The sequence below is a fragment of the Vibrio sp. ED004 genome (genome assembly GCF_023206395.1).
Taxonomy (GTDB): Bacteria; Pseudomonadota; Gammaproteobacteria; order Enterobacterales; family Vibrionaceae; genus Vibrio.
Genome location: NZ_CP066149.1, coordinates 2,644,445 through 2,671,053, shown reverse-complemented (window position 1 = coordinate 2,671,053; position 26,609 = coordinate 2,644,445). Strand labels below are relative to the sequence as shown.

Genomic DNA, 26,609 nt, shown 5'->3' with positions numbered 1-26,609 from the left:
TTTGACCTGTTTTTTGCCGACAAATACGCCTCTTTGCCTAAAAAGAAACCGAACAGATGTTTATTCGCGATTTATTCAAAAAAAAAGTTGACGGGTTTCACTCAACTCCGCATAATGCGCCCCGTTCACAACGAAGCGGCAACGTTTCAAAATGAGCGACAATATGGAAATGGCTACTTAGCTCAGTTGGTTAGAGCACATCACTCATAATGATGGGGTCGCAGGTTCAAATCCCGCAGTAGCCACCATTTCCTAAGCACTCTATTTGATATTAAAGTTTGTCTTTAGTAACAAAGAGTTTTTAGGAAATAACGCGGTCGTGGCGGAATTGGTAGACGCACCAGATTTAGGTTCTGGCGCCGAGAGGTGTGAGAGTTCAAGTCTCTCCGACCGCACCATATTGAGATGTCTTCAAGACATCATTGTTGGGCTATCGCCAAGCGGTAAGGCACCGGCTTTTGATGCCGGCATTCCCTGGTTCGAATCCAGGTAGCCCAGCCACAATTTAAAGTGTAATTATCTTTAAAAAGATAATGGCATTGAAAGCAAGATTATATTATATTGTCTCGCTCTCAGATGGCTACTTAGCTCAGTTGGTTAGAGCACATCACTCATAATGATGGGGTCGCAGGTTCAAATCCCGCAGTAGCCACCATTCTTTCTTCGAGAAAGAAAAGACAACGTTATATTGAATCACCAATATTCAGTATGACTATAAAGATTTGCTGCGGTCGTGGCGGAATTGGTAGACGCACCAGATTTAGGTTCTGGCGCCGAGAGGTGTGAGAGTTCAAGTCTCTCCGACCGCACCACTATTTAATAATGAATCTATTAGATTTATTATTGGCTACTTAGCTCAGTTGGTTAGAGCACATCACTCATAATGATGGGGTCGCAGGTTCAAATCCCGCAGTAGCCACCACTTTTTCTTTTGAAATAGAAAGACAACGTCTTATTGAATCACCAATATTCGATATGACTATAAAGATTTGCTGCGGTCGTGGCGGAATTGGTAGACGCACCAGATTTAGGTTCTGGCGCCGAGAGGTGTGAGAGTTCAAGTCTCTCCGACCGCACCATTATTTAGAATGCGTTTCTTTTAGTAGATGACCATTCATTGTTGGGCTATCGCCAAGCGGTAAGGCACCGGCTTTTGATGCCGGCATTCCCTGGTTCGAATCCAGGTAGCCCAGCCACTATTACAACGTCTTATTGAATCACCAATATTCAGTATGGCTATAAAGATTTGCTGCGGTCGTGGCGGAATTGGTAGACGCACCAGATTTAGGTTCTGGCGCCGAGAGGTGTGAGAGTTCAAGTCTCTCCGACCGCACCATTATTTAGAATGCGTTTCTTTCATTAGATGACCATTCATTGTTGGGCTATCGCCAAGCGGTAAGGCACCGGCTTTTGATGCCGGCATTCCCTGGTTCGAATCCAGGTAGCCCAGCCACTATTACAACGTTATATTGAATCACCAATATTCGATATGACTATAAAGATTTGCTGCGGTCGTGGCGGAATTGGTAGACGCACCAGATTTAGGTTCTGGCGCCGAGAGGTGTGAGAGTTCAAGTCTCTCCGACCGCACCATTATTCAGAATGTGTTTCTTTTAGTAGATGACCATTCATTGTTGGGCTATCGCCAAGCGGTAAGGCACCGGCTTTTGATGCCGGCATTCCCTGGTTCGAATCCAGGTAGCCCAGCCACTATTTATAACTCCTTGCAAAAGCAAAGAGCACAACGTCTTATTGAATCACCAATATTCAGTATGACTATAAAGATTTGCTGCGGTCGTGGCGGAATTGGTAGACGCACCAGATTTAGGTTCTGGCGCCGAGAGGTGTGAGAGTTCAAGTCTCTCCGACCGCACCATCATTGAATGAAACCCAGCTTTTTAGCTGGGTTTTGTTTTATCTGGAATATGTAAATCTGCTATCCAGGTCACCAAGTATTTTCTCTTACCTAATCACTTCATGACTTTTTTATAAGACAATGTCTGCTCCATTTTCTAATTGAGTATGACTGCCCTATGAAAACCCTACCTTTAACGATTGGTTGCTACACATATACTCCAAGTAAAAGCCAAGGCGTGTATCAGACTCAATTAGATTTAGATAACGGAAAGCTATCACCGTTAGAACTCGTTGCTGAATGTACCAATCCATCTTTTGTCGTAGCGACACAACTCGGTATCTACACGGCTTCTGAAGTTGACCAACCCAAACAGCCACAGTTGATCCATATCGCGAATGCTAGCTCAAAGACCGCTAGTAACTCAGGTGCTATCTCTGGAGATCATCCTTGTCATATCACCATAGATCCTAGCCATAAATTTGCTATTACGTCGCAATACTCATCAGGCACATTCGATATCTTTAGTTTAAGTATCAACGGCAATATCGATAAACGACTCAAAACAATCAAAATGGTCGGCTCTGGTCCAAACAAAGAACGACAAACAGGGCCACATGCTCATCAGTGTCTGTTCTTACAAAAATCACCACAATTTGTCACCGTCGATCTTGGCGCTGATCGAATCAACTTCTATTGCTTCGATGAAGAACAGGAAGAGTTTCTAGACGAACCAATGCAATCCATAAAAGCTCCTGCTGGTAATGGACCTCGTCATTTAATCTTCAATAAGGCTGAAGATAAGGCCTATGTGATCTGTGAGCTCTCTGAAACGATACTAATATTGGAAAAGGTTTTAGGTGTATGGAGCATTGTGGAGGAAATAGACGCCCTTCCCAATATGGAGAAAGGTGAAGCAACAGCTGCAATAAAACTATCACCGGATGAACAATTCCTGTGTGTGTCTTGCCGACACCAATCAAGGATCAGTAGTTTCAAAATCGAACCGACCACCAAAATGCCTATTTTTATTGATAGCTATAGCACTGAAGGTAATTTCCCTCGTGATTTTCACATTACCGACTGCGGGCAATGGCTTATCGCCGCAAACCAACACTCTAATAGCATCACCTCATTCAAACGAAATATTGAAGATGGCTCTCTGGTTTACACAGGCTACTCTTTGGAGCTGGATGCACCTGTTTGTGTAACACAACAGCGATAGTAATCATCGGATACAAAAAAGGAGAGCACTCGCTCTCCTTCTCTTTATAAAAATCCTAGAAGTTCGACTAAAGACCCAAGGCGTATTTCAATACTTGAGCTTTAACCGGCCCGGAGTTCTCTGCAAGCTTTAGAGCAGCATTACGCACAAATTTCAGTGAGCCAATATCATTACTGAATGTTTTATAGAAGAAATCCATACCGCTTTGCATCATCAGGTTATCGCCTCTTCTCATCACCTCATAGCGCCTTACGACAGAATGATTCAGCTCACCTTTTTCTTTGGTCACATCCAATAGAGCGGCAACATCTTTAAAGCCTAAGTTCACGCCCTGCCCTGCTAATGGGTTGATCGTGTGTGCCGAATCTCCAACCAAAATACAGTTGTTCTTAGCATAAGATTGCGCATGCCGACGAGTGAGAGGGAACGAACCAGAATTGAGGACTTTGATGTCTCCTAATTCCGCAGGGAAGTTAGCAAGAACTTCATTACGTAACTTATCTGGGTTCATTGCCGACAGTTGCTTGATGCGAGATGGCGAGTCATACCAAACCAAGGAACCCTGCCCGACTTCTTTCCCTTCAGAAACGACTGAACACAAAGGAAGAAACGAACGAGGGCCACTCGGTAAAAACTGTTGCCAAGTAATGTCTTGCTGAGGGAGCTCAGTTTCCACATTGATAAGCATACAGTGCTGGCGGTAGTCCCAAGCCGTGATACCTATACCAGCCTGCTGACGAACAGCGGAGTTAGCGCCATCAGCACCAATTACCCATTTAGTCGATAACTGAGCACCAGATTGAAGCTTAACGATATTGATTTCACCAAATTCAATAGAATCCAACTTTTCAGGGCACAACAGTTCTAAATTGTCATAAGCATCAAACTGAGACCATAAACCTAATTGAATGAGTCGGTTTTCAACAATGTAACCTAAACGAGGTAAATCCAGAGACGCAGCATCAAATCGAGTACGACATTCTGGGTGTTCCCACGTCTCTAAGCGCTTATAAGAACATACTCGCATCGCTTCTATGTGCTGCCATGCGCCAAGATCTTCAAGCAAATCGACCGATGCTTGCGAAATTGCGGAAACACGAATATCCATCGCTTGTGACTGTTCAAAAGCTTGTGGGGCAAAACCTTCGATCACCGCAACATTCAGACCTTGCTTTGCAAAACCAATCGCTGTTGCTGCACCAACCATGCCGCCGCCGACGACCACAATATCGTAACTGTTCATATTTTGTACTTATCAGTTTGATTCTTTGACTGTTTTTGATTGTACTTTTTCATAACTAACTTGTAACCAAAAACCTTATTTGAAAAAAGGGTTATCCCTTGCTGTGTCTAGCGTTAACGATAATAAAAACCACTACATAAGAGATTTTATCAGACTACTAGTCAGTCGGTTTTGAAACCAGTACAATACGCCGCTTGCTGCTAGAGCCAGTCATAAAATGAATACCTAATTATGACAAATGGTCCTCGTAGATGAATACTGGGCGATTTGCTCCCTTAAATTAAACTAACGATCGAGCGAACAAAAAATGAGTAAGAAACTGCTAATTAAAACTTGGGGCTGTCAGATGAACGAATACGATTCATCAAAAATGGCCGACCTGCTTAACGCTGCTAATGGCTATGAGCTAACTGAAGTACCTGAGGAAGCAGATGTACTACTACTGAATACTTGTTCTATCCGTGAAAAAGCGCAAGAGAAAGTATTCCACCAGCTTGGTCGTTGGAAAACGCTAAAAGATAAGAAAGAAGGTGTGGTGATCGGTGTGGGTGGCTGTGTAGCAACTCAAGAAGGCGATCACATTCGTCAACGTGCACCATACGTAGACGTTATCTTTGGCCCTCAAACACTGCACCGTCTTCCTGAGATGATTAAATCTTCTCTCTCTAATGACGCGCCAGTGATGGACATCTCTTTCCCTGAGATCGAAAAGTTCGATAGCCTGCCTGAACCTCGTGCTGAAGGTGCAACGGCGTTCGTTTCTATCATGGAAGGCTGTTCTAAATACTGCACTTACTGTGTTGTGCCTTACACGCGTGGTGAAGAAGTTAGTCGCCCAATGGACGATGTACTGTTCGAAGTTGCTCAACTTGCAGAGCAAGGCGTACGTGAAGTTAACCTGCTAGGTCAAAACGTAAACGCATACCGCGGTCCAACTCACGAAGGTGATATCTGTTCATTCGCAGAACTGCTTCGTCTTGTGGCTTCTATCGATGGTATCGACCGTATTCGTTTCACAACAAGCCACCCGCTTGAGTTTGGTGATGACATCATCGCAGTTTACGAAGACACACCAGAGCTAGTGAGCTTCCTTCACTTGCCTGTACAAAGTGGTAGTGACCGTATTCTTACTATGATGAAGCGTCCTCACACAGCGATTGAGTACAAGTCAATTATTCGTAAGCTACGTAAAGCGCGTCCAGACATTCAAATCAGCTCTGACTTTATCGTTGGTTTCCCTGGCGAATCTAACCAAGATTTCCAAGACACGATGAAACTGATCAAAGACGTTGATTTCGATATGAGCTTCAGCTTTATCTTCTCTCCTCGTCCGGGTACACCGGCTGCAGATTACCCATGTGACGTGCCAGAGCAAGAGAAAAAAGATCGCCTATACGAACTACAGCAAACCGTGAACACACAAGCAATGCGCTACTCTCGCCTAATGCTTGGTACAGAGCAACGCGTATTGGTTGAAGGCCCATCGAAGAAGAACCTAATGGAACTGCGTGCACGTACTGAAAACAGCCGCGTAGTGAATTTTGAAGGTTCTGCTGACCTTATCGGCCAGTTCGTAGATGTGAAAATCACAGAAGTATTTGCTAACTCACTCCGTGGTGAAGTAGTACGTACTGAGAAAGACATGGATCTTCGCAGCGTGATCTCGCCGACTCAAATGATGGCGAACACAAAACGCGAAGACGAGCTGGGTGTAGCGACATTTACGCCATAGGCAATACAACTGTTTGAGCACAAAGCGCAAACACAAAGCTTGAAATTACCTAACTAAGTGACCATCTTAGAAATAGGGATATCACCATCAGAAGCCCGGTCTAAATCGGGCTTTTTGCTCTTTGTTTTATTTAAGAGCGAGTGGCACAAAATGAGAGGCTAATTTGAGCAATAAAATCGTTACCTTAGAGATAAATCTAGAGCCAGCCGACAACAAGCGCTTGGCTAGCTTATGCGGACCATTCGACGACAACATCAAGCACCTTGAGCGTCGTCTTGGCGTTGAGATTAATTACCGTAGCAACTTCTTCACCATCGTTGGTAAGCCTCACACTACTGCTGCTGCTTTAGACATCATCAAACACCTCTATGTTGAAACGGCTCCAGTTAAAGGCAACATCATCGATATTGAACCAGAGCAAGTGCACTTAGCGGTCACTGAGTCTGGCATTTTGGAGCAACACGTCGAGTCTGAAATTGACTACGGCAAAGAAGTCACGATTAAGACTAAAAAAGGCGTGATTAAGCCACGTACTCCGAACCAAGCACAGTACCTAATGAACATGGTCACCCATGACATCACTTTTGGTATTGGCCCTGCAGGTACAGGTAAAACGTACCTAGCGGTTGCGGCGGCTGTCGATGCACTCGAACGCCAAGAGGTTCGCCGTATTCTACTGACTCGCCCTGCTGTTGAAGCTGGTGAGAAGTTAGGTTTCCTTCCTGGTGATTTGAGCCAGAAAGTCGATCCATATTTGCGTCCACTTTACGATGCACTTTTTGAGATGCTCGGTTTTGAACGTGTTGAAAAGCTGATTGAACGTAACGTGATTGAAGTCGCTCCACTGGCTTACATGCGTGGCCGTACTCTGAATGATGCATTTATCATTCTTGATGAGAGCCAAAACACCACGGTAGAACAGATGAAAATGTTCTTAACCCGTATCGGTTTTAACTCACGTGCAGTTATCACAGGTGATATTACGCAAATCGATTTACCTCGTGGCGCGAAATCTGGTCTACGTCATGCAACTGAAGTGTTGAGTGAAGTCGATGACATCAGCTTTAACTTCTTTATGTCTGAGGATGTGGTTCGTCACCCTGTTGTTGCTCGTATCGTTAACGCCTACGAGAAATGGGAAGCAAAAGACCAGAAAGAGCGTAAAGAGTTTGAGAAGCGTAAACGTGAAGAACGCGAAGCCAAACTTCTTGAGGCTCAGCAAACAGTTACGACACAATTAGCAACACAAAATAGTTCTGAGATTACAGAACAAGGTGATAAATAGATGTCTATTGAACTAGACCTGCAAATTGCGGTCGAAAATGAGCAAGGTCTTCCAACCGAGCAAGATATTCAGCTTTGGTTAGACAAGACAATTCCTCAGTTTCAAGAGAACGCCGAGTTGACGGTTCGTATCGTTGATACGGAAGAGAGCCACCAACTCAATCATGAATACCGTGGTAAAGATAAGCCAACTAACGTGCTGTCTTTTCCATTCGAAGCTCCTCCAGGGATCGAATTAGATCTTCTGGGCGACCTCATTATTTGCCGCCAAGTTGTCGAAAAAGAAGCAGAAGAGCAAAATAAGCCTCTGCTAGCACACTGGGCTCATATGGTTGTACATGGCAGTCTGCATCTGCTAGGTTATGATCATATCGAAGATGATGAAGCTGAAGAGATGGAGTCACTCGAGACAGAAATCATGCAAGCTATGGGGTTTGAAGACCCTTACATTCTAGAAAAGTAAATTGATTCTAGGTCAGTAGTTTGCAGAGAAACAATGACTCATCGAACCTGTTATTTTCAGGAATCTGAGTTGTGATGTGTGCTATCACACTTCTGATAGCGTTATTTTTTGAGAAATCATGAACGAAGGTAACCCCCCCACTTCTGAGGGAAGTAAAAAATCTGAAGGTCCGAGTAGAAAGTCCTTCTTTGAACGCCTAGGCCAACTATTTCAAGGCGAGGTAAAAGACCGCCAAGAGCTCGTAGATGTAATCCGCGACTCAGAAATTAATGACCTAATTGACCACGACACACGCGACATGCTCGAAGGTGTTATGGAAATTTCAGAGATGCGAGTACGCGATATCATGCTGCCTCGCTCTCAAATGGTTACAGTTGAACGCACCGATGACTTAGATACATTGATTGCGCTTATTACTGATGCTCAACACTCTCGCTACCCAGTGATCAGTGAAGATAAAGACCATGTTGAAGGCATTCTATTAGCGAAGGACCTACTTAAGTACTTGGGCTCAGACAGTGCTCCATTTGACATCGAACAAGTGATTCGCCCTGTAGTTGTTGTTCCTGAAAGTAAGCGTGTTGATCGCCTACTCAAGGAATTCCAAGAAGAGCGTTACCACATGTCTATCGTTGTCGATGAGTTTGGCGGTGTCTCTGGCCTAGTAACCATTGAAGATATCCTCGAAGAAATCGTTGGTGAAATTGAAGACGAGTTCGACGATGAAGAAGAGTTAGATATTCGTAAGCTGAGTAAACATACTTTCTCTGTTAAAGCTTTAACCACTATTGAAGAGTTCAACGACACGTTTAACACAGCCTTTAGTGATGATGAAGTGGATACAGTGGGCGGTATGGTGATGACAGCACTCGGTCACTTGCCAGTTCGTGGCGAAATTGTAGAAATCGAAAACTACCATTTCAAAATTACATCTGCAGATAACCGTCGTGTGATTCAGCTACAGGTAACCATTCCTGACGAACAGCCTCTTCCGACTATCGAAGAATAACAACTTCTCTCTAAAGAGATGACAGAAATTAGATGACTAAGACTTTTATTCATCGCCTATTACGGCCGCTTGCGGCCGTTTTTGTTGGCGCTATAACAACCCTTTCATTCGCTCCATACTCAATATGGCCTCTTGCTATTCTCAGCCCAGCTTTGTTGCTGCTACTGATCCATAATCGCCCTCCTAAAAGTGCACTTTGGATAGGTTACGCATGGGGTTTAGGCCAATTCACAACGGGTATCAGTTGGGTATACGTCAGTATTGATGGCTTTGGTGGAATGCCACTGGCAGCCAACTTATTCTTGATGGCACTGCTTGTGGGCTATCTAGCCGTTTACTCAGGGCTTTTTACCTGGAGTTTAAACAAGTTTTTCCCTGCTAATAACCTAAGCCGTTTTTTCCTAGCAGCACCCGCGTTGTGGCTCATCAGTGACTGGTTGCGTGGCTGGGTAATGACGGGCTTCCCGTGGTTGTGGCTAGGTTACAGCCAAATTGATTCTCCGCTTGGCTCTTTCGCACCGATTGGTGGTGTAGAACTAGTAACGCTTGCAATTATTGTTTCTGCTTCTGCGCTCGCTTATACGGTCATCAACAAAGCATGGAGTGTCGCTGTCATCCCTGCTGTTGTGTTTAGCACCGGTTTTGGTCTTCGCAATATCGACTGGGTAACGCCGAACCCTGACAAAACAACGTCAGTGGTATTGATTCAAGGCAACGTCGCTCAAGACAGCAAATGGCTACCAAGTCATCGCTGGCCGACAATGATGAAATACACCGATCTGAGCAGAGAAAACTGGGATGCGGATATCATAATCTGGCCTGAAGCGGCTATTCCTGCATTTGAGGTAGAGATTCCGTCTTTCCTACGTAACTTAGACAGTGCAGCCAAGATGAATAACAGCTCGATCATCACGGGTGTATTGAATCAGTCTGAAGATAAGAAGTACTACAACAGCATTTTATCGCTTGGTGTAAATCCATACGGCGAGTACAGCTACGATCCAAACGAACGCTACCACAAACATCACCTATTACCATTTGGTGAGTTTGTACCGTTTGAAGATATCTTACGACCGTTAGCGCCGTTCTTTAACTTGCCAATGTCATCGTTTAGCCGTGGCGATTATGTTCAACCAAACATCGTTGCTAATGGCCGTCACCTAGCGCCAGCACTGTGCTATGAGATCATCTTTAATGATCAAGTTAGACAGAATGTCACCGATGAAACGGACTTTATTCTCACGCTCTCTAACGATGCGTGGTTCGGCCGTTCAATTGGTCCGTTGCAACATATGGAAATCGCACAGATGCGTGCTCTAGAGCTTGGTAAGCCGCTTATTCGCTCGACCAACAATGGTGTAACGGCAGTAACGGATCACAAAGGCAAGATCATCAAGCAAATCCCGCAATTTGAAACCGCGGTATTGAAAGCTGAACTTGTTTCAACAGATGGTCAAACCCCTTATCACGTGGTCGGTACTTGGCCGCTGTATATCTGGGCTTTGTTGAGCTTAGTGATTGGCTGGCTTGTGAGAAGAAAAGACTAGATTAAACGTTCAAAGAAAAGTGTTTGAGGGTTGGCCAATTTTGGTCAACCCTTTTTTATTGTTACGATTTTGAACTGGTGACGCTGATTTGAACTAATGACGCTATCGCTCGGTATTTACGGCTTCAGCGCTTTGCGGCTGAATCCTTTCGAACCACATTTGATGCACGGAATAATCGTGGTTGGGTGATTATATTCGGTTTGATGACCACACTCATCGCAGACCAATGTACCAAGACCAATAACCTCATCCGCTTGATACAAGCCTTGATGCTCTAAATCTTGGAACAACTCAACCCACTCCACCTTAGTGCGGTCCGTGATATCCAATAGACCTTGCCAAATGGAATCAGCAATCATCAAGTAGAACGGGCCGCTTTTACTCTCTTCATAACTTTCAGAGAATTCTTTTAAGTCCGATTTCACATAGGCTGAAATCAGCGATAGTTCATCCTTAGTCATGTCATTGGCTGCTTTCGCAAACTTACCTGACGTTTCGATTTTGTTGTTGAGCTCTTCAGGACTATGCTTCAGCGTTTCGATGACCTCTTCAACCACTTCTTCATAGAGTGCTTTTTTCTTCGGCATAACAACCTCCTTAAGATAACCAACTTTTACGCGTGCAAACGGATGTGCCGCAATGCACTCCCGCTCACAAACAAATGCAATTCATACTCTTAAGTATAGTTGCCCTGCGGAATTCAGCGAAAATTACGCCATCTACTAGGCAGCAACTGCAAGTATGAAGGGTATAACTATTGTTGTACTAGGCTCCTTTAGGTATTCTATGACGATCTGTAAGATTCTGTTCTAACCGAACTCACAAATTCCAAGATAACCGGATACCATCGATGCAAGAACAATATAACCCGCAAGAGATTGAACAAAAGGTTCAACAACACTGGGATGACAGCGAGACTTTCGTTGTAAGTGAAGACCCAAACAAAGAAAAATTCTACTGTCTTTCTATGTTCCCGTACCCAAGTGGCCGACTGCACATGGGTCACGTGCGTAACTACACCATCGGTGATGTGGTATCTCGTTTCCAACGTCTACAAGGCAAAAACGTAATGCAGCCAATCGGTTGGGATGCATTCGGCCTACCTGCAGAAAACGCAGCTGTTAAGAACAACACAGCGCCTGCACCATGGACTTACGAAAACATCGAGTACATGAAAAACCAGCTTAAGCTTTTAGGCTTTGGTTACGACTGGAACCGTGAATTCGCAACGTGTACGCCTGAGTACTACCGTTGGGAGCAAGAGTTCTTCACTAAGCTTTACGAAAAAGGCCTAGTTTACAAGAAGACTTCTTCTGTTAACTGGTGTCCGAACGACCAAACTGTACTTGCAAACGAGCAAGTAGAAGATGGCTGCTGCTGGCGTTGTGATACTCCAGTAGAACAAAAGAAAATCCCACAGTGGTTCATTAAGATCACTGAGTACGCTCAAGAGCTACTAGACGATCTAGACAACCTAGAAGGTTGGCCTGAAATGGTTAAGACCATGCAGCGCAACTGGATAGGTCGCTCTGAAGGTGTTGAGCTGTCTTTCGCTGTTAACGGTGAAGAAGCGCCACTAGAGGTTTACACAACTCGTCCAGACACGCTAATGGGTGTTTCTTACGTTGGTATCGCTGCAGGTCACCCACTTGCAGAGAAAGCATCTCAAAACAATCCTGAGCTTGCTGCGTTCGTTGAAGAGTGTCGTAACACTAAAGTTGCTGAAGCTGAATTAGCGACGATGGAAAAGAAAGGTATGGATACTGGTCTAACGGCTATCCACCCTCTTAACGGTCGTGTTGTTCCTGTATACGTAGCAAACTTCGTTCTTATGGATTACGGCACAGGTGCGGTAATGGCGGTTCCTGCTCACGATCAACGTGACTACGAATTCGCAAATAAGTACGGCATCGATATCATTCCAGTAATCAAGCCAGAAGACGGCTCTGAACTAGATGTGTCTGAAGCGGCTTACACAGAGAAAGGCGTATTGTTCGACTCTGGTGAGTTCGATGGTCTTGCTTTCCAAGAAGCATTCGATGCAATCGCTGCGAAGCTTGAAGCTGAAGGCAAAGGTAAGAAGACAGTAAACTTCCGTCTACGCGACTGGGGTGTATCTCGTCAACGTTACTGGGGTGCACCAATCCCAATGGTAACCACTGAAGACGGTGAAGTTCACCCAGTACCAGCAGACCAGCTACCAGTCATTCTTCCAGAAGACGTGGTAATGGACGGCGTGACGAGCCCAATCAAGGCAGACAAGTCTTGGGCTGAGACAACATTCAACGGCGAACCTGCTCTACGTGAGACAGATACATTCGATACGTTCATGGAATCTTCTTGGTACTACGCTCGTTACTGTTCACCACAAGCTGACGATATCCTAGATCCAGAAAAAGCAAACTACTGGCTACCAGTAGACCAGTACATCGGTGGTATCGAGCACGCTTGTATGCACCTATTGTACTCTCGTTTCTTCCATAAATTGCTACGTGATGCAGGTTACGTAACGTCTGACGAACCATTCAAGCAGCTTCTCTGTCAAGGCATGGTTCTAGCTGACGCATTCTTCCACACGAATGAAAAAGGCACGAAAGAGTGGATTGCTCCTACTGACGTGACTATCGATCGTGACGGTAAAGGCCGTATCGAAAAAGCTGTCGACAACCAAGGCCGCGAAGTTGAACACTCAGGCATGATCAAGATGTCTAAGTCGAAAAACAACGGTATCGACCCACAAGAGATGGTGGACAAGTACGGTGCTGACACAGTACGTCTATTCATGATGTTTGCTTCTCCTGCAGACATGACACTTGAGTGGCAAGAATCTGGCGTTGAAGGCGCAAACCGCTTCCTTAAGCGTGTTTGGAAACTCGTTCACGCTCACTCTTCTAAAGGCGCTGCTGAATCTGTTGATGCTTCTGCTCTGTCTGGTGACCAAAAAGCACTTCGTCGTGATATCCACAAGACTATCGCGAAAGTAACGGACGATATCGGCCGTCGTCAAACGTTCAACACCGCAATCGCTGCAATCATGGAACTGATGAACAAACTAGCGAAAGCACCTCAAGAGTCTGTACAAGATCGTGCAATCCTTGATGAAGCATTAAAAGCTGTCGTTCGCATGCTTTACCCAATGACGCCACACATCTCTTACGAAATGTGGATTGCACTGGGTGAATCAAACGTAGACTCAGCAACATGGCCAACTTTCGATGAGAAAGCGCTAGTTGAAGACGAGAAGACTATCGTTGTAATGATCAACGGCAAGCTTCGTGCGAAACTAACCGTTGCTGCTGATGCGACCGAAGAGCAAGTTCGTGAACTTGGTCTAAACGATGAGAACGCTAAGAAGTTCCTAGATGGCCTAACTATCCGCAAGGTTATCTTCGTACCTGGTAAGCTTCTGAACATCGTTGCTAACTAATTTCGTTAGCACAATGCAATTGCTAAAGAATTAACGAACTTAATTCATCAAAAGCAGTCTGTAGACAGGGTAGCTAATTACCCTGTCTACTTATTTAAGCGCTTTACTTTCAGTGACTAACTTCACGCCAACAAACTAAAGCCTTTAAATAAGTATTCTACCTTCATGAGAGCCATCAAATAATGCGCCTGATTTCACTATCTTCATTGAAAGTTACTATTGTTGTTCTAACCGTTAGCCTATTGAGTGCCTGTGGTTTTCACCTGCGTGGTGATTACTCCGTGCCAGAAGAACTTAACAAGATTTCTGTGACCAGTTACGACCAATACAGCACGTTTACACGTATGATGAAAAGCCAGCTGCGCATGAATGATGTAGAAATTGTTCCACCTGCGGAAAACACTCCTAACCTACATATCATTAGCGAAGGCGTTGGTGAGCGAACTCTGTCTCTGTACCAAAACACTCGTGCGGCAGAAATTGAACTGACTTTCTACGCTTCGTACCGTGTAACTATCCCTGAACTAGGCTCAAAGACATTTTCAACCAGCGTAACCCGTAGCTACCTAGACAACCCGTTAACAGCTCTCGCGAAATCGGTTGAGCGTGACATGATCGAAGATGAAATGCGTAAACTAGCGACTAGCCAAATCCTTCGTCAAATGGCTCGCCTCAAGGCTAATATTGCCGCTGATAGCATGGATCTAGAAGCACTTGAACACAATCAGGTTAAAGAACTTGAAAAACAGTACAACATCAAAAATATCGAAGTTGAAGACGTTGAGATTGCTCCAAGCTCAGAAGAGCAGCCGGTACTCAGCGAATCTGTTGAATAATAGGTTTATCTGATGCGTATTTTTGCCGATCGTCTATCGGAGCAACTGTCTAAACAGCTGAACAATGTTTATCTGATTTTTGGTAACGAACCCCTGCTGTTACAAGAAAGCCGAGAAGCGATTCTGAAAGCAGCTAAGCAACAAGGCTTCGAAGAACGTCACCGCTTTGCGATCGATAATAGTCTCGATTGGAATGAGGTTTACGATTGCACTCAAGCACTCAGCCTATTCTCTAGCCGTCAGGTCATCGAACTTGAGCTTCCGGAGTCGGGTGTCAATGCGGCGATAGCAAAAGAATTGCTCGCCATTTCTGAGCATATTCATAGTGATATTCTATTACTCTTGGTTGGCACTAAGCTAACTAAAGCTCAAGAGAGTGCAAAATGGTTTAAAGCGCTCTCTAATCAAGGACATTGGGTCAGCTGTTTAACTCCAGATGTAGGCCGATTACCTCAATTTGTCCAAGCTCGTTGCCGCCAAATCGGCTTATATCCAGACCCTGAAGCCGTTCAAATGCTGGCACAATGGCACGAAGGCAACCTTTTTGCGTTGACTCAAAGCCTAGAGAAACTGGCGCTACAATACCCAGATGGAAAGCTCACTTTAGTGCGCTTGGAAGAATCGCTGAGTCGCCACAACCATTTTACTCCGTTCCATTGGAGTGATGCGTTACTGGCAGGTAAAGGCAATCGAGCACAGCGGATACTAAGACAGTTAGAGGCGGAAGGTGTCGAGCCTGTTATTCTGCTGCGTAGCATACAACGTGAGCTTGCTCTGCTATTGCAGATGCAGCAACAAATGAAACAGATGCCGATTGGTCAGGTTTTCGAAAAACACCGCATCTGGCAATCTAAAAAGCCTCTTTATAACGCCGCGCTAACAAGAGTTTCGATTTCTCGATTACACTCCTTGTTCGCGTTGCTCACTCAAGCTGAATTGATGACAAAAACTCAATATGAGCAGTCGCCATGGCCACTAATTCATCAGTTAAGCGTAGAGTTTTGCATCCCTTCAGCTTCAATACCATTCCACGCATAAAAGCGTGTTATATTCTAGGGTCAACAAGCCCTAAACAAAGCTAAATTCAGATTAAAGGAACACCCAGTGTTACGTGAAGAACTAAAAGATTTTCTTGCAGACAAAGCCGATGACATGAAAGCAGAATCGATTGTAACTATCGATGTAGAAGGCAAATCAAGTGTGACTGATTACATGATTGTTTGTACTGGCACCTCTAAACGCCATGTTGCCTCTATTGCACAGCATGTTGCTGATGAAGTGCGTAAAGCGGGTATGCAGCCTCTAGGTATGGACGGTCAGCAAGAAGGTGAATGGGTTGTTCTAGATATGGGCACAAGCATGCTTCACGTTATGCAAGAAGAGCATCGTGAGCTGTACCAACTAGAAAAACTTTGGGGCTAAGCTTTGAAGATCCAGTTAATCGCAGTTGGCACAAAAATGCCAAAGTGGGTTGAAGAAGGGTTTCAAGAATACAAACGCCGCTTTCCTCACGATATGCCATTAGAACTCATTGAAATTACTGCCGGAAAACGCGGTAAAAATGCCGATATTGCACGCATTCTTCAAAAAGAAGGTGAAGCGATGCTGGCTGCAGTTCCAAAAGGCAACCGTATTGTCACGCTCGACATCCCAGGTAGAAAGTGGGATACCCCTCAACTTGCTGAGCAATTAGAAAGTTGGAAGCTGGATGGGCGTGACGTATCTATCCTAATTGGCGGGCCTGAAGGATTAGCACCTGCATGTAAAGCGGCTGCAGACCAAAGTTGGTCTCTGTCTGCGCTTACTCTCCCTCACCCATTAGTACGCGTTATCATGGCTGAAAGCTTGTATCGAGCTTGGAGCATCACTGCTAACCACCCTTATCATCGAGAATAAGCGTTAATGTTACGTAAACGTAGCCAAATCCGTGATTACAAAGCAGAAGCACGACTATTTACTAGCCGTGCTTTTGTTGCGTTTGCGGGGATCATAGTCATGATGTCGATGTTGGTTGTTAACCTGTACAACATTCAGGTCAATCAATACCAAGACTATAAAACTCGTTCTAACGACAACCGTATCAAGGTCGTTCCAATAGCCCCTAACCGCGGTTTGATTTACGATCGCAACGGTGTACTTCTTGCCGAAAACCGTCCTGTTTTCAACCTAGAAATCATACCCGAAAGAATCAAAGATATGGATGACACGCTTGCCCGTCTGCAAGCATTAATCGAGATCCCACCAGAACGTATCGAGCGCTTTAATCGTGATCGTCGTAATTCACGACGCTTTAAATCAGTACCGATTCTGAATCAACTCTCTGAAGAACAAGTTGCCGTCTTCTCTGTAAACCAACACAAATTCCCAGGTGTTGAGGTTACGGGAACATTGAAGCGTTTCTACCCGTATGGCGATGTGCTCACTCACGTGATTGGCTATGTATCGCGCATCAATGATCGTGATATGCAGCGCTTGATGCGAGAAGAAAAAGACGCTAATTACCAAGCAACTCGTGATATCGGTAAGTTGGGGATTGAGCGTTATTACGAAGACATGTTACACGGTACAGCTGGCTACCAAGAAGTTGAAGTTAACAGCCGTGGACGAGTGATTCGTACCCTCAAATTTGTGCCTTCGGTTCCGGGCAAAGATATCGTACTCAACTTAGATATTAAGCTACAGCTATACGTACACAAGTTACTTGATGGCCGCCGTGGTTCAGCTATAGTTCTCGATCCGAAAGACAATGGCGTTTTAGCTATGGTATCAAGCCCAAGCTACGACCCAAACGCATTCGTGCATGGTATCTCGTCTAAAGGCTATAACGCGCTACTTCAAGACAAAAACCGCCCTTTGGTTAACCGTGCCACGCTAGGTATTTACCCACCAGCATCCACGATCAAGCCATTCATTGCTGTTGCTGCTCTTCAAGAAGGTGTGATTACACCAAACACTACGCGCAATGACCCAGGCTATTGGAAGATACCAAACTCAAAAACGAGACCATTCCGTGACTGGTTACGTTGGGGACACGGTGTCGTGGATATAGAGAAAGCGATTGAAGAGTCGGTGGATACCTTCTTTTACCAAATTGCTTATGATCTCGGCATCGATCGCATATCCAAATGGATGATGATGTTCGGCTTTGGTGATTATACTGGAATCGATATCTACGAAGAAAGCAAAGCCAATATGCCAACTCGTGATTGGAAGATGGCCAGACACCGTGTGCCTTGGTATCAGGGCGACACAATCCCTGTTGGCATCGGCCAAGGCTACTGGACTGCAACACCAATGCAGATTGCGAAAGCAACCTCTGTATTAGTCAATGAAGGTGAAGTGACAGCACCTCACCTACTGCGTTCAACCATTGATAATGGCCGTCCATTCGATGAACAAATCATGTCCGACATTGAAACTTACCCACCGCTAACTGGGGTTAAGAAGAAGTATTGGGATATCGCTCAGGAAGGTATGAGGCTGGCTAACCACGGTAAGAAAGGTACGGCAAGACGTTCATTCCAAAAGATGTCTTACCAAACCGCGGGGAAATCGGGTACTGCACAGGTATTCGGCCTTAAAGAAGATGAAGAGTACAACGCGGACGAAATCGCAGAGCACTTACGCGATCACGCCCTCTTTACTGGCTATGCGCCTTTTGAAGATCCAGAAGCCGTCGTGACTATCGTTCTAGAGAATGCAGGTGGCGGTTCTTCTAACGGCGGCCCAGTAGTAAGAAGGATTTTAGACCATATTATCCTTGCAGAAGATTATCAAAGTGAGCCAATTAAATAATGAAACTTGATCCCTCAACTGGACGAAATAGAGCCTTATTCGAAAGGCTACATATCGACCTACCATTATTGCTCGGCATTCTGGTTTTAATGGGCTTTGCCTTATTGATCATGTACAGCGCAAGCGGACAAAGCCTTGCGATGATGGACCGCCAAGCAATGCGTATGGCTCTGTCTTTGGGTGTGATGATCTTTTTAGCGCAAATATCACCACGGACCTACGAAACCTTAGCTCCGCTGCTGTTTGCAGGCGGTGTCATCTTGCTGTTGGGCGTATTGTTCTTTGGTGAGGCCTCTAAGGGGGCTCAACGTTGGTTGAACTTCGGCTTCATTCGATTCCAGCCCTCTGAGCTATTGAAGCTAGCAGTACCTTTGATGCTGGCACGATTTATCGGTAAGCGCTCACTACCACCGACTTTCCAAACGCTCGCGATCTCACTAGTGATGGTGTTTGTCCCGACGATTTTAATCGCGAAGCAACCCGATTTAGGTACTTCTATTCTTATCGCTGCATCGGGTATCTTTGTAATATTCTTAGCGGGTATTAGCTGGAAGATAATCGCCAGTGCAGCGATAGCACTTGGGGCGTTCATACCAATTCTGTGGTTCTTCTTGATGCGTGAATATCAAAAAGTACGTGTAAGAACCCTTTTTGATCCTGAATCAGATCCATTAGGTGCGGGCTACCACATCATTCAGAGTAAGATTGCGATAGGTTCTGGTGGCATATCAGGAAAAGGCTGGCTGCAAGGTACTCAATCTCAACTGGAGTTCATCCCAGAGCGTCACACCGACTTCATTTTTGCGGTTATTGCCGAAGAATGGGGCATGATCGGTATTTTGTTCTTGCTTGCTATCTACCTGTTTATTATTGGACGCGGTTTAGTACTAGCTAGCCAAGCTCAAACGGCCTTTGGTCGAATGATGGGCGGCAGTATTGTACTGAGCTTCTTCGTCTATATTTTTGTAAACATTGGCATGGTAAGCGGCATCCTACCGGTTGTAGGTGTCCCTCTTCCTCTGGTCAGTTATGGCGGCACTTCAATGGTTACCCTTATGGCTGGTTTTGGTATTTTAATGTCGATCCACACACACAGAAAAGCATTCTCAAAGGCGACTTAATCGATGTCTATTACAACGTTTTCAAAAAAAACATCCTTGGTTGATGAGCTGCCAATTAAAAAAATCCTCTCTATTGTTGGGCTAGCAATTTTAATCAATGGCTGTTCTTCACAGAAACCAACAGGTCGCTACGATATTGATTCAGATATTGCGCCAGATGCGCCGATCTCGGTAGAGCATTTAGAGGATGCTCATCCTCAATATGAACCCTACAGTTTAGGTGGTAACAATAACTACACACTGCGCGGTGAAGACTACAAAATCGTCAAAGAGACGGAAGGATTTACCGAGAAAGGTAAAGCGTCTTGGTACGGTAAGAAATTTCATGGCCATTTAACCTCAAATGGCGAGATTTACGACATGTATTCGATGTCTGCAGCGCACAAAACATTGCCGATTCCAAGCTATGTAAAAGTGACCAATACCGACAACAACAAAACCACGATTGTTCGTATCAATGACCGCGGCCCATTCCACGAAGGCCGAATCATTGACCTTAGTTATGCCGCCGCTTACAAGCTCGATGTATTAAGAACTGGCACTGCAAATGTTGAGATAGAAGTCATTACTGTAGCTATGCCAACCGACGCTAAGAAAAAGGCCGCTTTGCCGCAATTTATTATTCAAGTTGCCACATCTCCGCATGAGGATAGAACAGAGAAGTTGGCCAAAGATCTAAGCGAAAAGCTAGAAGTAGCAACGTTCTTGCAGCCAAATGATGACAACTACCGTCTGATGCTTGGGCCATTTCATGACTATGCTCTGACTCAAGAGAAATTAGAACAAGTTAAGCTAATGGGTTACCCGTCAGCTTATATAAAAAAACACACCCTAACTCGCTAATTAATCTAACAGTTACTTCTGGTAATCAGCGCTCTGGTGTGACAGAGTGATTCTGTTAATATATGAATAGTTCACCAAATAATTGCATTCAAAATGATTAAATCTAATAAACTTGTTAAATCGATTTTTGCTACTTCTGTTGCACTTTCTGCAACGATAGCTACATCGTCATTCGCCGCTCCTATTGTTGTTCCTGATGCACCTCAAATCGCCGCTAAAGGTTTTGTTCTGATGGATTACCATTCAGGCAAAGTACTAGCAGAGAAAGAGATGAATACTCAACTTTCTCCAGCAAGTTTAACCAAGATGATGACGAGCTACGTGATCGGCCAAGAGCTTGATCGTGGCAACATCAACCTAAACGACGATGTTGTAATCAGTGAAAATGCTTGGGCTAAAAACTTCCCAGATTCATCTAAGATGTTCGTTGAAGTTGGCACAACGGTTAAGGTTGAAGAGCTAAACCGCGGTATCATCATTCAATCAGGTAACGATGCTTGTGTTGCAATGGCTGAACACATTGCTGGCTCTGAAGATGCATTCGTTGACCTAATGAACGCTTGGGCAAGCTCTATCGGCATGAAAGACACGCACTTTGCTAATGTGCACGGTCTAGACAATCCGAACCTATACTCAACGCCTTACGATATGGCGCTACTTGGTCAGGCGCTAATTCGCGACGTTCCTGATGAGTACCGTATCTACTCAGAGAAAAAATTCACTTACAACGGCATCACCCAATACAACCGTAACGGTCTGTTATGGGATAAGAGCATGAACGTTGACGGCATCAAAACCGGCCACACAAGCAACGCAGGTTACAGCCTAGTAAGCTCAGCAACCGAAGGCAAAATGCGCCTAGTCGCTGTTGTAATGGGTACTAAGAATGCGAACGCTCGTAAAACAGAAAGCAAAAAGCTTCTTAGCTACGGTTTCCGTTTCTTCGAAACAGTGGCACCACACACAGCTGGTGAAACCTTCGTAGAAGAGAAAATCTGGATGGGTAGCAAGGACACAGTTGCGCTCGGTGTCGACGAAGATACTTTCGTGACTCTACCTCGTGGCCAAGCTAAGAACCTAAAAGCAAGCTTCGTGCTTGAGAAAGAGCTAGAGGCTCCGATCAGCAAAGGCGATGTGGTTGGTAAACTGTTCTACCAAGTTGATGGCGAAGATGTTGCTGAATACCCGCTACTAGCACTTGAAGACGTAGACCAAGGCAGCCTATTTAGCCGTCTGTGGGATTACCTAGTACTGCTGTTCAAAGGCTTATTCTAAGTAAGTAAAAGGTTTGTTCTAAACAAAACCTAAGCTTATTGGAAAGCTAACCTAATGAGTAAGTTCATTATTTACTCATTAACGAAACAAAAGCCGCCATGTGCGGCTTTTGTTGATCTTGAGTTCGGTGATATTTACACGTAATATTCCGCCTTATTTCTCGTGTCTGTAGACCGAACACGCTTTTTATCGACTATCGCCAATTTGCGAAAGTCTAGCCTTTTGGAGCTAATCATGAACATCAATTCTGATGCAAAACTAAAAGACCTCTTAGAGTTCCCTTGTTCATTCACTTACAAAGTAATGGGCCACGCTAAGCCAGAACTGACTGAGCTAGTGCTAGAAGTGATCCAGCGTCATGCTCCTGGTGACTACAGCCCAACGCTAAAACCGAGTGCGAAAGGCAACTACCACTCTGTTTCTATCAATATTACTGCGACGTCAATTGAGCAGGTAGAAACGCTATACAAAGAACTGGGCGAGATCGAAATCGTTCGTATGGTTCTGTAATCTTCGATTACGCATGAAAAACAGCGGCTTATTGCCGCTGTTTTTGTTTAAAGCACAGTATCGACACCAAATTCATTCAACTTAATTTTAAATAAATACAAAGAAAGTTGAAAAACCTTGCAGTCCGTCTGTAGTTAGAATCATGTTTCGCGTTTATAATGCGTTCACTTTATTAATCCTTGAGGGAGTGCCGCTTTGCAAAATAAGCTAATCGTAAAAAAATTAGGCCGTCAGGATTATGAACCTGTATGGAAAGCCATGCATAAGTTCACAGACGAACGCACGGAAGAAGACGTAGACCAAGTTTGGTTGGTTGAACACAACCCTGTCTTTACTCAAGGACAAGCAGGCAAAGCTGAGCATGTATTAAATGCCGGTGATATCCCTGTGATACAAAGCGATCGCGGCGGCCAAGTGACTTATCACGGCCCAGGTCAGTTAGTTGCTTACTTTCTGATTAACATCCGCCGTAAAAAATTCGGAGTGCGTGATTTGGTTACTCATATTGAGAACCTCGTAATCAATACTCTGAAAGCTTACAATATAGATTCAGCTGCCCGACCTGACGCTCCTGGTGTTTATGTCGATGGCAAGAAAATCTGTTCACTCGGATTACGTATTCGACGCGGCTGCTCGTTCCATGGGCTAGCACTGAACGTTGATATGGACCTGTCTCCATTCCTACGTATTAACCCATGTGGTTATCAAGGAATGGAAATGGCACAGGTCAGCCAACTTGGCGGACCAAGTGAACTAGAAAACGTTGAGCAACAGTTAATACAAGAGCTCGTAGAGCTACTCGGCTATGACCAAGTAGACATTCAAGCCACCAGTAACATTACAGCAGAAGCATAAAATCATGAGCAAACCAATCCAAATGGAAAAAGGCGTTAAATATCGTGACGCTGACAAAATGGCATTAATTCCCGTAAAGAATATGCCTGCTGAACAGAAAGAAGTTCTACGTAAGCCTGAATGGATGAAGATTAAACTTCCTTCAGACAGCCATCGTATCCAAGAAATCAAATCAGCAATGCGCAAAAACAACCTGCACTCAGTTTGTGAAGAAGCGTCTTGCCCGAACCTAGCCGAGTGTTTCAACCACGGTACGGCAACGTTTATGATTCTTGGCGCTATCTGTACACGTCGCTGCCCGTTCTGTGATGTTGCTCATGGTCGTCCAGTTGCTCCTGAAGCGGAAGAGCCGAAGAAGCTGGCTAAGACAATTAAAGACATGAAACTGAAGTACGTGGTAATCACTTCAGTTGACCGCGATGACTTGCGTGACGGCGGTGCTCAGCACTTTGCTGACTGTAACCGTGAGATTCGCGAACTAAACCCAAATATTCGTATCGAAACACTGGTACCAGACTTCCGCGGTCGTATGGACGTTGCGCTTGACCTAATGAAAGACAACCCGCCAGATGTATTCAACCACAACCTAGAGACAGCGCCACGCCTATACCGTAAAGCGCGTCCAGGTGCGAACTACAAATGGTCTCTAGATCTACTGAAGAAGTTCAAAGAACAACACCCAGATATCCCAACAAAGTCTGGTGTAATGATGGGCCTTGGTGAGACGAAAGAAGAGATCGTTCAAGTACTGAAAGATCTTCGCGAACACGGTGTAACTATGCTGACACTAGGTCAATACCTAGCACCAAGCCGTCACCACTTGCCAGTAGAACGCTACGTGCCGCCTTCAGAGTTCGACGAGCTGAAAGAGATTGCTCTTGAACTTGGCTTCACACACGCTGCATGTGGTCCGTTTGTACGTTCTTCTTACCACGCAGATCTACAAGCTCAAGGTATGGAAATTAAGTAATCACGATTGCTTAACTAAAAATACAAAGGCGCTGAATATTATGTTCAGCGCCTTTTTTCTATCTTCTTAGTGCCGCTAAAAACAACAAAGCCACTCATTAAGAGTGGCCTTGAATAGCAAATATAATGATGTAGCCGTTAGCTGGTCACTATCCGAAAGAAGCCCAGATTACTGTTGCAACTAAGATTGGGCACACGAACTTCACATACATCGGCCAAACCTTACCAAACCAACCAAGCTGAAAATCAGGGCAACCTTGCTCAAGCTCTTTCACTTTTGAAGCTCGGCTCCATACCCAACCGCCAAACAGACAGAACATCAATGCAGCAATCGGTTGAAGGTATTGAGTCGCTATCATCGCCACCATGCCAAACATCGCTGCAAAGTTGTAAACAATCACCACACTAAATAGCGCAATAGCACCACCAATCACCCAACTTGTTGGCGTTCGTCTAGTATTGAAACGCTCACTCACTAGCGCTACCGGACCTTCTAGCATTGAGATAGAAGAAGTCAGTGCGGCAATCGTTAGCAATAAGAAGAAAACAATCGCAAAGATCTGACCAAGCACACCTAAGCTATCAAACATCAAAGGCAGAACTGTAAACACTAGCGTGTCAGAACTTAACAGCGAGCCATCTTCTGCGTAGATTTGAACGCCTTTTTGCATCGCAACAAACATCGCAGGCATAACCACTAAGCCCGCAATAAAGGCAACAGCAGTATCAACCAAAGTTACGTTCATCGCCATTTTTGGCAGGTTCTCTTTCTTACTTAAATAAGAGCCATAAACCAACATTGAACAGCCACCAATGGTGAGCGAGAAGAAGCCTTGTCCCATCGCCGCTAGGATCAGCTTTCTATCCCACACCTTCTCAAAGTCTGGAACTAGGTAATGTTTTAAGCCTTCCATCGCACCAGATTGCGTCATGATGTAGACAAACAATAGGCCGAACAATACAAACAATGCCGGCATTAAACGCGTCGACCACTTCTCGATACCTTGCTTAACACCGCCCTGCACAATCAAAATCGTCAGTACGTAGAACGCAACTGTACCAAAGACATTACGCTCAACGCTGAAGCCTTTAAACCAATCCGAAATCGCCTCTAAACCAATCAGATCAGCAACAGCGCCGATTAGGAAGCAGATCAACCAACCGCCGACAATGCTATAAAACGCAAGCACTGCGCTTGGAACACTGAGACCAATCCAACCAACAAATTCACCGACTTTCTTGCCTAGCGGGTTAGCAGTTAGTGAACGCATACTATCGACAGGGTTCGCTTGACCATGACGACCAATCGCCATCTCAACCACCAGCATAGGGAAAGCAACCACGAAGATCATGATTAGGTAAACAAGCAGAAAAGCACCACCGCCATTGCTTGCAACTTGGGTTGGGAAACCCCAAATATTACCCAAGCCAACCGCTGCACCAGCCGCTGCTAAAATAAAACCCAAACGAGAACTAAATAGCTCTCTTGAAGAGGAAGATTGTTGGTCCATATTGCCCGCATAAAAATCAGTGAACTAGTTGAAAAGTACAGTAATCAAAAGTAATGATAGACACAACCAATAAATGAACAATTCTCTGATTTTTACAATCAATACGCTATTTAGAACCACAAAATTAACAACAACCCAGTTCGATAGTTTTCCGTACATAAACACCAAAGGATTATCAACAAAGCTCGACCACAAAATTGATACTTATCACAAGGCGAACAATACAAACAAAAAGAGCACCAACCGGTGCTCTTGCTATTCATTACTAGACTCGAATTAAATCGTGAATACTTGGTAATCTTTTAGGTTCGGAATAATTTCATGCAGTTCTTGCTCTTGCTCTGCCATCTCATCAAGTGAATCACAGAACTCAGTGCCTTCTTCTTGCATTTGCTGAGCATGTTCTTTCATTCGCTCTTCAACTTTAAGCTTGAGATCCGCCATGCTGTCAGCCAATTCAGTCAGGTTTAGCCCGCCCTCTTGCTTCATCTTTTCAGACATTGCATTGAAAGCACTCGAGATAAACTCTTGGTTAAAGATCTCCTTAGCCTTCTCGAAATCTTCAGACCAGCCATTTGCCATCGAGTCGAAACTGTCTGCTGGCAGTACTAGCTCGCCATCTTTGTAGTAACGCGCCTCAAGTTCAGCAAAATACGTCTTCATTGACTCTTTTACGTTATCAAACGACTCAGGCGAATCTAGGCTAGCAGCAATATCATCAATAACGTCATTGGCTAATGCTAAACTCTCGTTAGCCATTTGCTTTGCGCGAGGTAAATACTCACTCATGCTGTCACGATACTTCTCTATCGCGGCTTGTTGATCAGCATCGAGCTCAACTTTCTCGCCATGAATATAGAGGTCATTGTTTTCATCGAAGACCGCTGTATCGCCATTCACCTGATGGATTTCGACTTTTTGGTCGTCGATTCGTAATTCATTCTTCAAATCAACTCGACACTGCGCTGCAAACGTTGGCAGACTCACAACAGCAATAACCGCTGTTAGTGATGCAATTAATACATTATTTTTCATAAATACATTGCTTTTCATAACACCCTCTCATCAATCTGACAAATTACTATACCTTGGGTTTATGCTTCTTTGTC

The 26,609-nt window shown here is 44.7% G+C and carries 22 protein-coding genes and 13 tRNA genes; 31 read left to right on the top strand and 4 right to left on the bottom strand.

The window, feature by feature from the left end; translation table 11 throughout:
- Nucleotides 1-171 precede the first annotated feature (171 nt).
- The 14 genes from ITG10_RS12030 to ITG10_RS11965 all read left to right on the top strand — a co-directional run bounded on the left by ITG10_RS12030 (nucleotide 172) and on the right by ITG10_RS11965 (nucleotide 3,080).
- A tRNA-Met gene (locus ITG10_RS12030) sits at nucleotides 172-248 on the top strand.
- Nucleotides 249-313: 65 nt separating this feature from the next.
- Nucleotides 314-398 (top strand) — tRNA-Leu (locus tag ITG10_RS12025).
- A gap of 28 nt (nucleotides 399-426) precedes the next feature.
- A tRNA-Gln gene (locus tag ITG10_RS12020) sits at nucleotides 427-501 on the top strand.
- A gap of 77 nt (nucleotides 502-578) precedes the next feature.
- Nucleotides 579-655, top strand: a tRNA-Met gene (locus tag ITG10_RS12015).
- Nucleotides 656-727: 72 nt separating this feature from the next.
- Nucleotides 728-812: transfer RNA gene (locus tag ITG10_RS12010), tRNA-Leu, on the top strand.
- Nucleotides 813-845: 33 nt separating this feature from the next.
- Nucleotides 846-922 (top strand) — tRNA-Met (locus ITG10_RS12005).
- A 72-nt stretch (nucleotides 923-994) separates the two neighbouring features.
- Nucleotides 995-1,079, top strand: a tRNA-Leu gene (locus ITG10_RS12000).
- A gap of 42 nt (nucleotides 1,080-1,121) precedes the next feature.
- Nucleotides 1,122-1,196, top strand: a tRNA-Gln gene (locus ITG10_RS11995).
- A 55-nt stretch (nucleotides 1,197-1,251) separates the two neighbouring features.
- Nucleotides 1,252-1,336 (top strand) — tRNA-Leu (locus ITG10_RS11990).
- A gap of 42 nt (nucleotides 1,337-1,378) precedes the next feature.
- Nucleotides 1,379-1,453: transfer RNA gene (locus tag ITG10_RS11985), tRNA-Gln, on the top strand.
- Nucleotides 1,454-1,508: 55 nt separating this feature from the next.
- Nucleotides 1,509-1,593 (top strand) — tRNA-Leu (locus tag ITG10_RS11980).
- A gap of 42 nt (nucleotides 1,594-1,635) precedes the next feature.
- A tRNA-Gln gene (locus ITG10_RS11975) sits at nucleotides 1,636-1,710 on the top strand.
- A gap of 81 nt (nucleotides 1,711-1,791) precedes the next feature.
- A tRNA-Leu gene (locus ITG10_RS11970) sits at nucleotides 1,792-1,876 on the top strand.
- Nucleotides 1,877-2,033: 157 nt separating this feature from the next.
- Nucleotides 2,034-3,080 (top strand): lactonase family protein, encoded by a 1,047-nt coding sequence (locus ITG10_RS11965; protein ID WP_017631903.1) that lies wholly within the window; start codon nucleotides 2,034-2,036, stop codon nucleotides 3,078-3,080.
- A gap of 67 nt (nucleotides 3,081-3,147) precedes the next feature.
- Here ITG10_RS11965 and ITG10_RS11960 read toward each other — a convergent pair whose 3' ends face one another.
- On the bottom strand, nucleotides 3,148-4,323 hold the full coding sequence (locus ITG10_RS11960; RefSeq protein ID WP_017631904.1) for a 2-octaprenyl-3-methyl-6-methoxy-1,4-benzoquinol hydroxylase: 1,176 nt from the start codon (nucleotides 4,321-4,323) through the stop codon (nucleotides 3,148-3,150).
- Nucleotides 4,324-4,630: 307 nt separating this feature from the next.
- Between ITG10_RS11960 and miaB the strand changes: the two genes are divergently transcribed.
- The 5 genes from miaB (at nucleotide 4,631) to lnt (ending at nucleotide 10,358) form a co-directional block, all read left to right on the top strand.
- A complete protein-coding gene (gene miaB / locus ITG10_RS11955) occupies nucleotides 4,631-6,055 on the top strand; it encodes a tRNA (N6-isopentenyl adenosine(37)-C2)-methylthiotransferase MiaB (RefSeq protein ID WP_176681864.1) in 1,425 nt (474 codons plus the stop codon).
- Nucleotides 6,056-6,218: 163 nt separating this feature from the next.
- Nucleotides 6,219-7,340, top strand: a complete 1,122-nt coding sequence (locus tag ITG10_RS11950; RefSeq protein ID WP_017631905.1) for a PhoH family protein — start codon at nucleotides 6,219-6,221, stop codon at nucleotides 7,338-7,340.
- Nucleotides 7,341-7,802, top strand: a complete 462-nt coding sequence (gene ybeY / locus ITG10_RS11945) for an rRNA maturation RNase YbeY (RefSeq protein ID WP_017631906.1) — start codon at nucleotides 7,341-7,343, stop codon at nucleotides 7,800-7,802.
- Nucleotides 7,803-7,920: 118 nt separating this feature from the next.
- A complete protein-coding gene (gene corC / locus ITG10_RS11940; RefSeq protein ID WP_017631907.1) occupies nucleotides 7,921-8,811 on the top strand; it encodes a CNNM family magnesium/cobalt transport protein CorC in 891 nt (296 codons plus the stop codon).
- 32 nt (nucleotides 8,812-8,843) lie between these two features.
- Nucleotides 8,844-10,358: an apolipoprotein N-acyltransferase gene (gene lnt, locus ITG10_RS11935; RefSeq protein ID WP_248386410.1), complete on the top strand. Its 1,515-nt coding sequence runs from the start codon at nucleotides 8,844-8,846 to the stop codon at nucleotides 10,356-10,358.
- 116 nt (nucleotides 10,359-10,474) lie between these two features.
- On the opposite strand, the gene ITG10_RS11930 is transcribed toward lnt, so the two are convergent.
- Nucleotides 10,475-10,945 (bottom strand): zinc ribbon-containing protein, encoded by a 471-nt coding sequence (locus tag ITG10_RS11930; RefSeq protein ID WP_017631908.1) that lies wholly within the window; start codon nucleotides 10,943-10,945, stop codon nucleotides 10,475-10,477.
- A gap of 263 nt (nucleotides 10,946-11,208) precedes the next feature.
- Between ITG10_RS11930 and leuS the strand changes: the two genes are divergently transcribed.
- The 12 genes from leuS to lipA all read left to right on the top strand — a co-directional run bounded on the left by leuS (nucleotide 11,209) and on the right by lipA (nucleotide 23,990).
- A complete protein-coding gene (gene leuS, locus ITG10_RS11925) occupies nucleotides 11,209-13,785 on the top strand; it encodes a leucine--tRNA ligase (RefSeq protein ID WP_017631909.1) in 2,577 nt (858 codons plus the stop codon).
- Nucleotides 13,786-13,967: 182 nt separating this feature from the next.
- Entirely contained in the window at nucleotides 13,968-14,621 is a 654-nt protein-coding gene (gene lptE, locus ITG10_RS11920; RefSeq protein ID WP_017631910.1) for an LPS assembly lipoprotein LptE, read from the top strand.
- Nucleotides 14,622-14,633: 12 nt separating this feature from the next.
- A complete protein-coding gene (holA, locus tag ITG10_RS11915) occupies nucleotides 14,634-15,659 on the top strand; it encodes a DNA polymerase III subunit delta (RefSeq protein WP_017631911.1) in 1,026 nt (341 codons plus the stop codon).
- A 66-nt stretch (nucleotides 15,660-15,725) separates the two neighbouring features.
- On the top strand, nucleotides 15,726-16,043 hold the full coding sequence (gene rsfS, locus ITG10_RS11910; RefSeq protein ID WP_004735247.1) for a ribosome silencing factor: 318 nt from the start codon (nucleotides 15,726-15,728) through the stop codon (nucleotides 16,041-16,043).
- A 3-nt stretch (nucleotides 16,044-16,046) separates the two neighbouring features.
- The gene (gene rlmH / locus ITG10_RS11905) at nucleotides 16,047-16,517 is read left to right on the top strand and encodes a 23S rRNA (pseudouridine(1915)-N(3))-methyltransferase RlmH (RefSeq protein ID WP_017068506.1); all 471 of its coding nucleotides are present in this window, start codon (nucleotides 16,047-16,049) and stop codon (nucleotides 16,515-16,517) included.
- 6 nt (nucleotides 16,518-16,523) lie between these two features.
- On the top strand, nucleotides 16,524-18,416 hold the full coding sequence (gene mrdA, locus ITG10_RS11900) for a penicillin-binding protein 2 (protein ID WP_017631912.1): 1,893 nt from the start codon (nucleotides 16,524-16,526) through the stop codon (nucleotides 18,414-18,416).
- Nucleotides 18,416-19,537, top strand: coding sequence for a rod shape-determining protein RodA (rodA, locus tag ITG10_RS11895; protein WP_017631913.1), 1,122 nt, complete (start codon nucleotides 18,416-18,418; stop codon nucleotides 19,535-19,537). Before mrdA ends, rodA begins: the two co-directional genes overlap by 1 nt.
- A gap of 3 nt (nucleotides 19,538-19,540) precedes the next feature.
- Nucleotides 19,541-20,380, top strand: a complete 840-nt coding sequence (locus ITG10_RS11890; RefSeq protein ID WP_017631914.1) for a septal ring lytic transglycosylase RlpA family protein — start codon at nucleotides 19,541-19,543, stop codon at nucleotides 20,378-20,380.
- Between the two features lie 93 nt (nucleotides 20,381-20,473).
- On the top strand, nucleotides 20,474-21,655 hold the full coding sequence (locus ITG10_RS11885; protein WP_017068508.1) for a serine hydrolase: 1,182 nt from the start codon (nucleotides 20,474-20,476) through the stop codon (nucleotides 21,653-21,655).
- A 231-nt stretch (nucleotides 21,656-21,886) separates the two neighbouring features.
- On the top strand, nucleotides 21,887-22,165 hold the full coding sequence (gene ybeD / locus ITG10_RS11880; RefSeq protein ID WP_026084358.1) for a DUF493 family protein YbeD: 279 nt from the start codon (nucleotides 21,887-21,889) through the stop codon (nucleotides 22,163-22,165).
- Between the two features lie 195 nt (nucleotides 22,166-22,360).
- A complete protein-coding gene (gene lipB, locus ITG10_RS11875; RefSeq protein ID WP_004737632.1) occupies nucleotides 22,361-23,020 on the top strand; it encodes a lipoyl(octanoyl) transferase LipB in 660 nt (219 codons plus the stop codon).
- Nucleotides 23,021-23,024: 4 nt separating this feature from the next.
- Complete coding sequence (gene lipA / locus ITG10_RS11870; RefSeq protein WP_017059920.1) at nucleotides 23,025-23,990, top strand: lipoyl synthase; 966 nt, start codon at nucleotides 23,025-23,027, stop codon at nucleotides 23,988-23,990.
- A 148-nt stretch (nucleotides 23,991-24,138) separates the two neighbouring features.
- Here the strand turns inward: lipA and ITG10_RS11865 are convergent, their stop codons facing one another.
- Nucleotides 24,139-25,500 (bottom strand): sodium-dependent transporter, encoded by a 1,362-nt coding sequence (locus ITG10_RS11865; RefSeq protein WP_017631916.1) that lies wholly within the window; start codon nucleotides 25,498-25,500, stop codon nucleotides 24,139-24,141.
- Between the two features lie 276 nt (nucleotides 25,501-25,776).
- Complete coding sequence (locus ITG10_RS11860) at nucleotides 25,777-26,553, bottom strand: YggN family protein (protein WP_017631917.1); 777 nt, start codon at nucleotides 26,551-26,553, stop codon at nucleotides 25,777-25,779.
- Between the last annotated feature and the right edge of the window lie 56 nt (nucleotides 26,554-26,609).

Bases quoted from the DNA above. Each gene is read 5' to 3' on its own strand.
- ITG10_RS11965 (WP_017631903.1), top strand. From the start codon at position 2,034: ATGAAAACCCTACCTTTAACGATTGGTTGCTACACATATACTCCAAGT.
- ITG10_RS11960 (WP_017631904.1), bottom strand. From the start codon at position 4,323: ATGAACAGTTACGATATTGTGGTCGTCGGCGGCGGCATGGTTGGTGCA.
- miaB (WP_176681864.1), top strand. From the start codon at position 4,631: ATGAGTAAGAAACTGCTAATTAAAACTTGGGGCTGTCAGATGAACGAA.
- ybeY (WP_017631906.1), top strand. From the start codon at position 7,341: ATGTCTATTGAACTAGACCTGCAAATTGCGGTCGAAAATGAGCAAGGT.
- corC (WP_017631907.1), top strand. From the start codon at position 7,921: ATGAACGAAGGTAACCCCCCCACTTCTGAGGGAAGTAAAAAATCTGAA.
- lnt (WP_248386410.1), top strand. From the start codon at position 8,844: ATGACTAAGACTTTTATTCATCGCCTATTACGGCCGCTTGCGGCCGTT.
- ITG10_RS11930 (WP_017631908.1), bottom strand. From the start codon at position 10,945: ATGCCGAAGAAAAAAGCACTCTATGAAGAAGTGGTTGAAGAGGTCATC.
- leuS (WP_017631909.1), top strand. From the start codon at position 11,209: ATGCAAGAACAATATAACCCGCAAGAGATTGAACAAAAGGTTCAACAA.
- lptE (WP_017631910.1), top strand. From the start codon at position 13,968: ATGCGCCTGATTTCACTATCTTCATTGAAAGTTACTATTGTTGTTCTA.
- holA (WP_017631911.1), top strand. From the start codon at position 14,634: ATGCGTATTTTTGCCGATCGTCTATCGGAGCAACTGTCTAAACAGCTG.
- mrdA (WP_017631912.1), top strand. From the start codon at position 16,524: ATGTTACGTAAACGTAGCCAAATCCGTGATTACAAAGCAGAAGCACGA.
- rodA (WP_017631913.1), top strand. From the start codon at position 18,416: ATGAAACTTGATCCCTCAACTGGACGAAATAGAGCCTTATTCGAAAGG.
- ITG10_RS11890 (WP_017631914.1), top strand. From the start codon at position 19,541: ATGTCTATTACAACGTTTTCAAAAAAAACATCCTTGGTTGATGAGCTG.
- ITG10_RS11885 (WP_017068508.1), top strand. From the start codon at position 20,474: ATGATTAAATCTAATAAACTTGTTAAATCGATTTTTGCTACTTCTGTT.
- lipA (WP_017059920.1), top strand. From the start codon at position 23,025: ATGAGCAAACCAATCCAAATGGAAAAAGGCGTTAAATATCGTGACGCT.
- ITG10_RS11865 (WP_017631916.1), bottom strand. From the start codon at position 25,500: ATGGACCAACAATCTTCCTCTTCAAGAGAGCTATTTAGTTCTCGTTTG.
- ITG10_RS11860 (WP_017631917.1), bottom strand. From the start codon at position 26,553: ATGAAAAGCAATGTATTTATGAAAAATAATGTATTAATTGCATCACTA.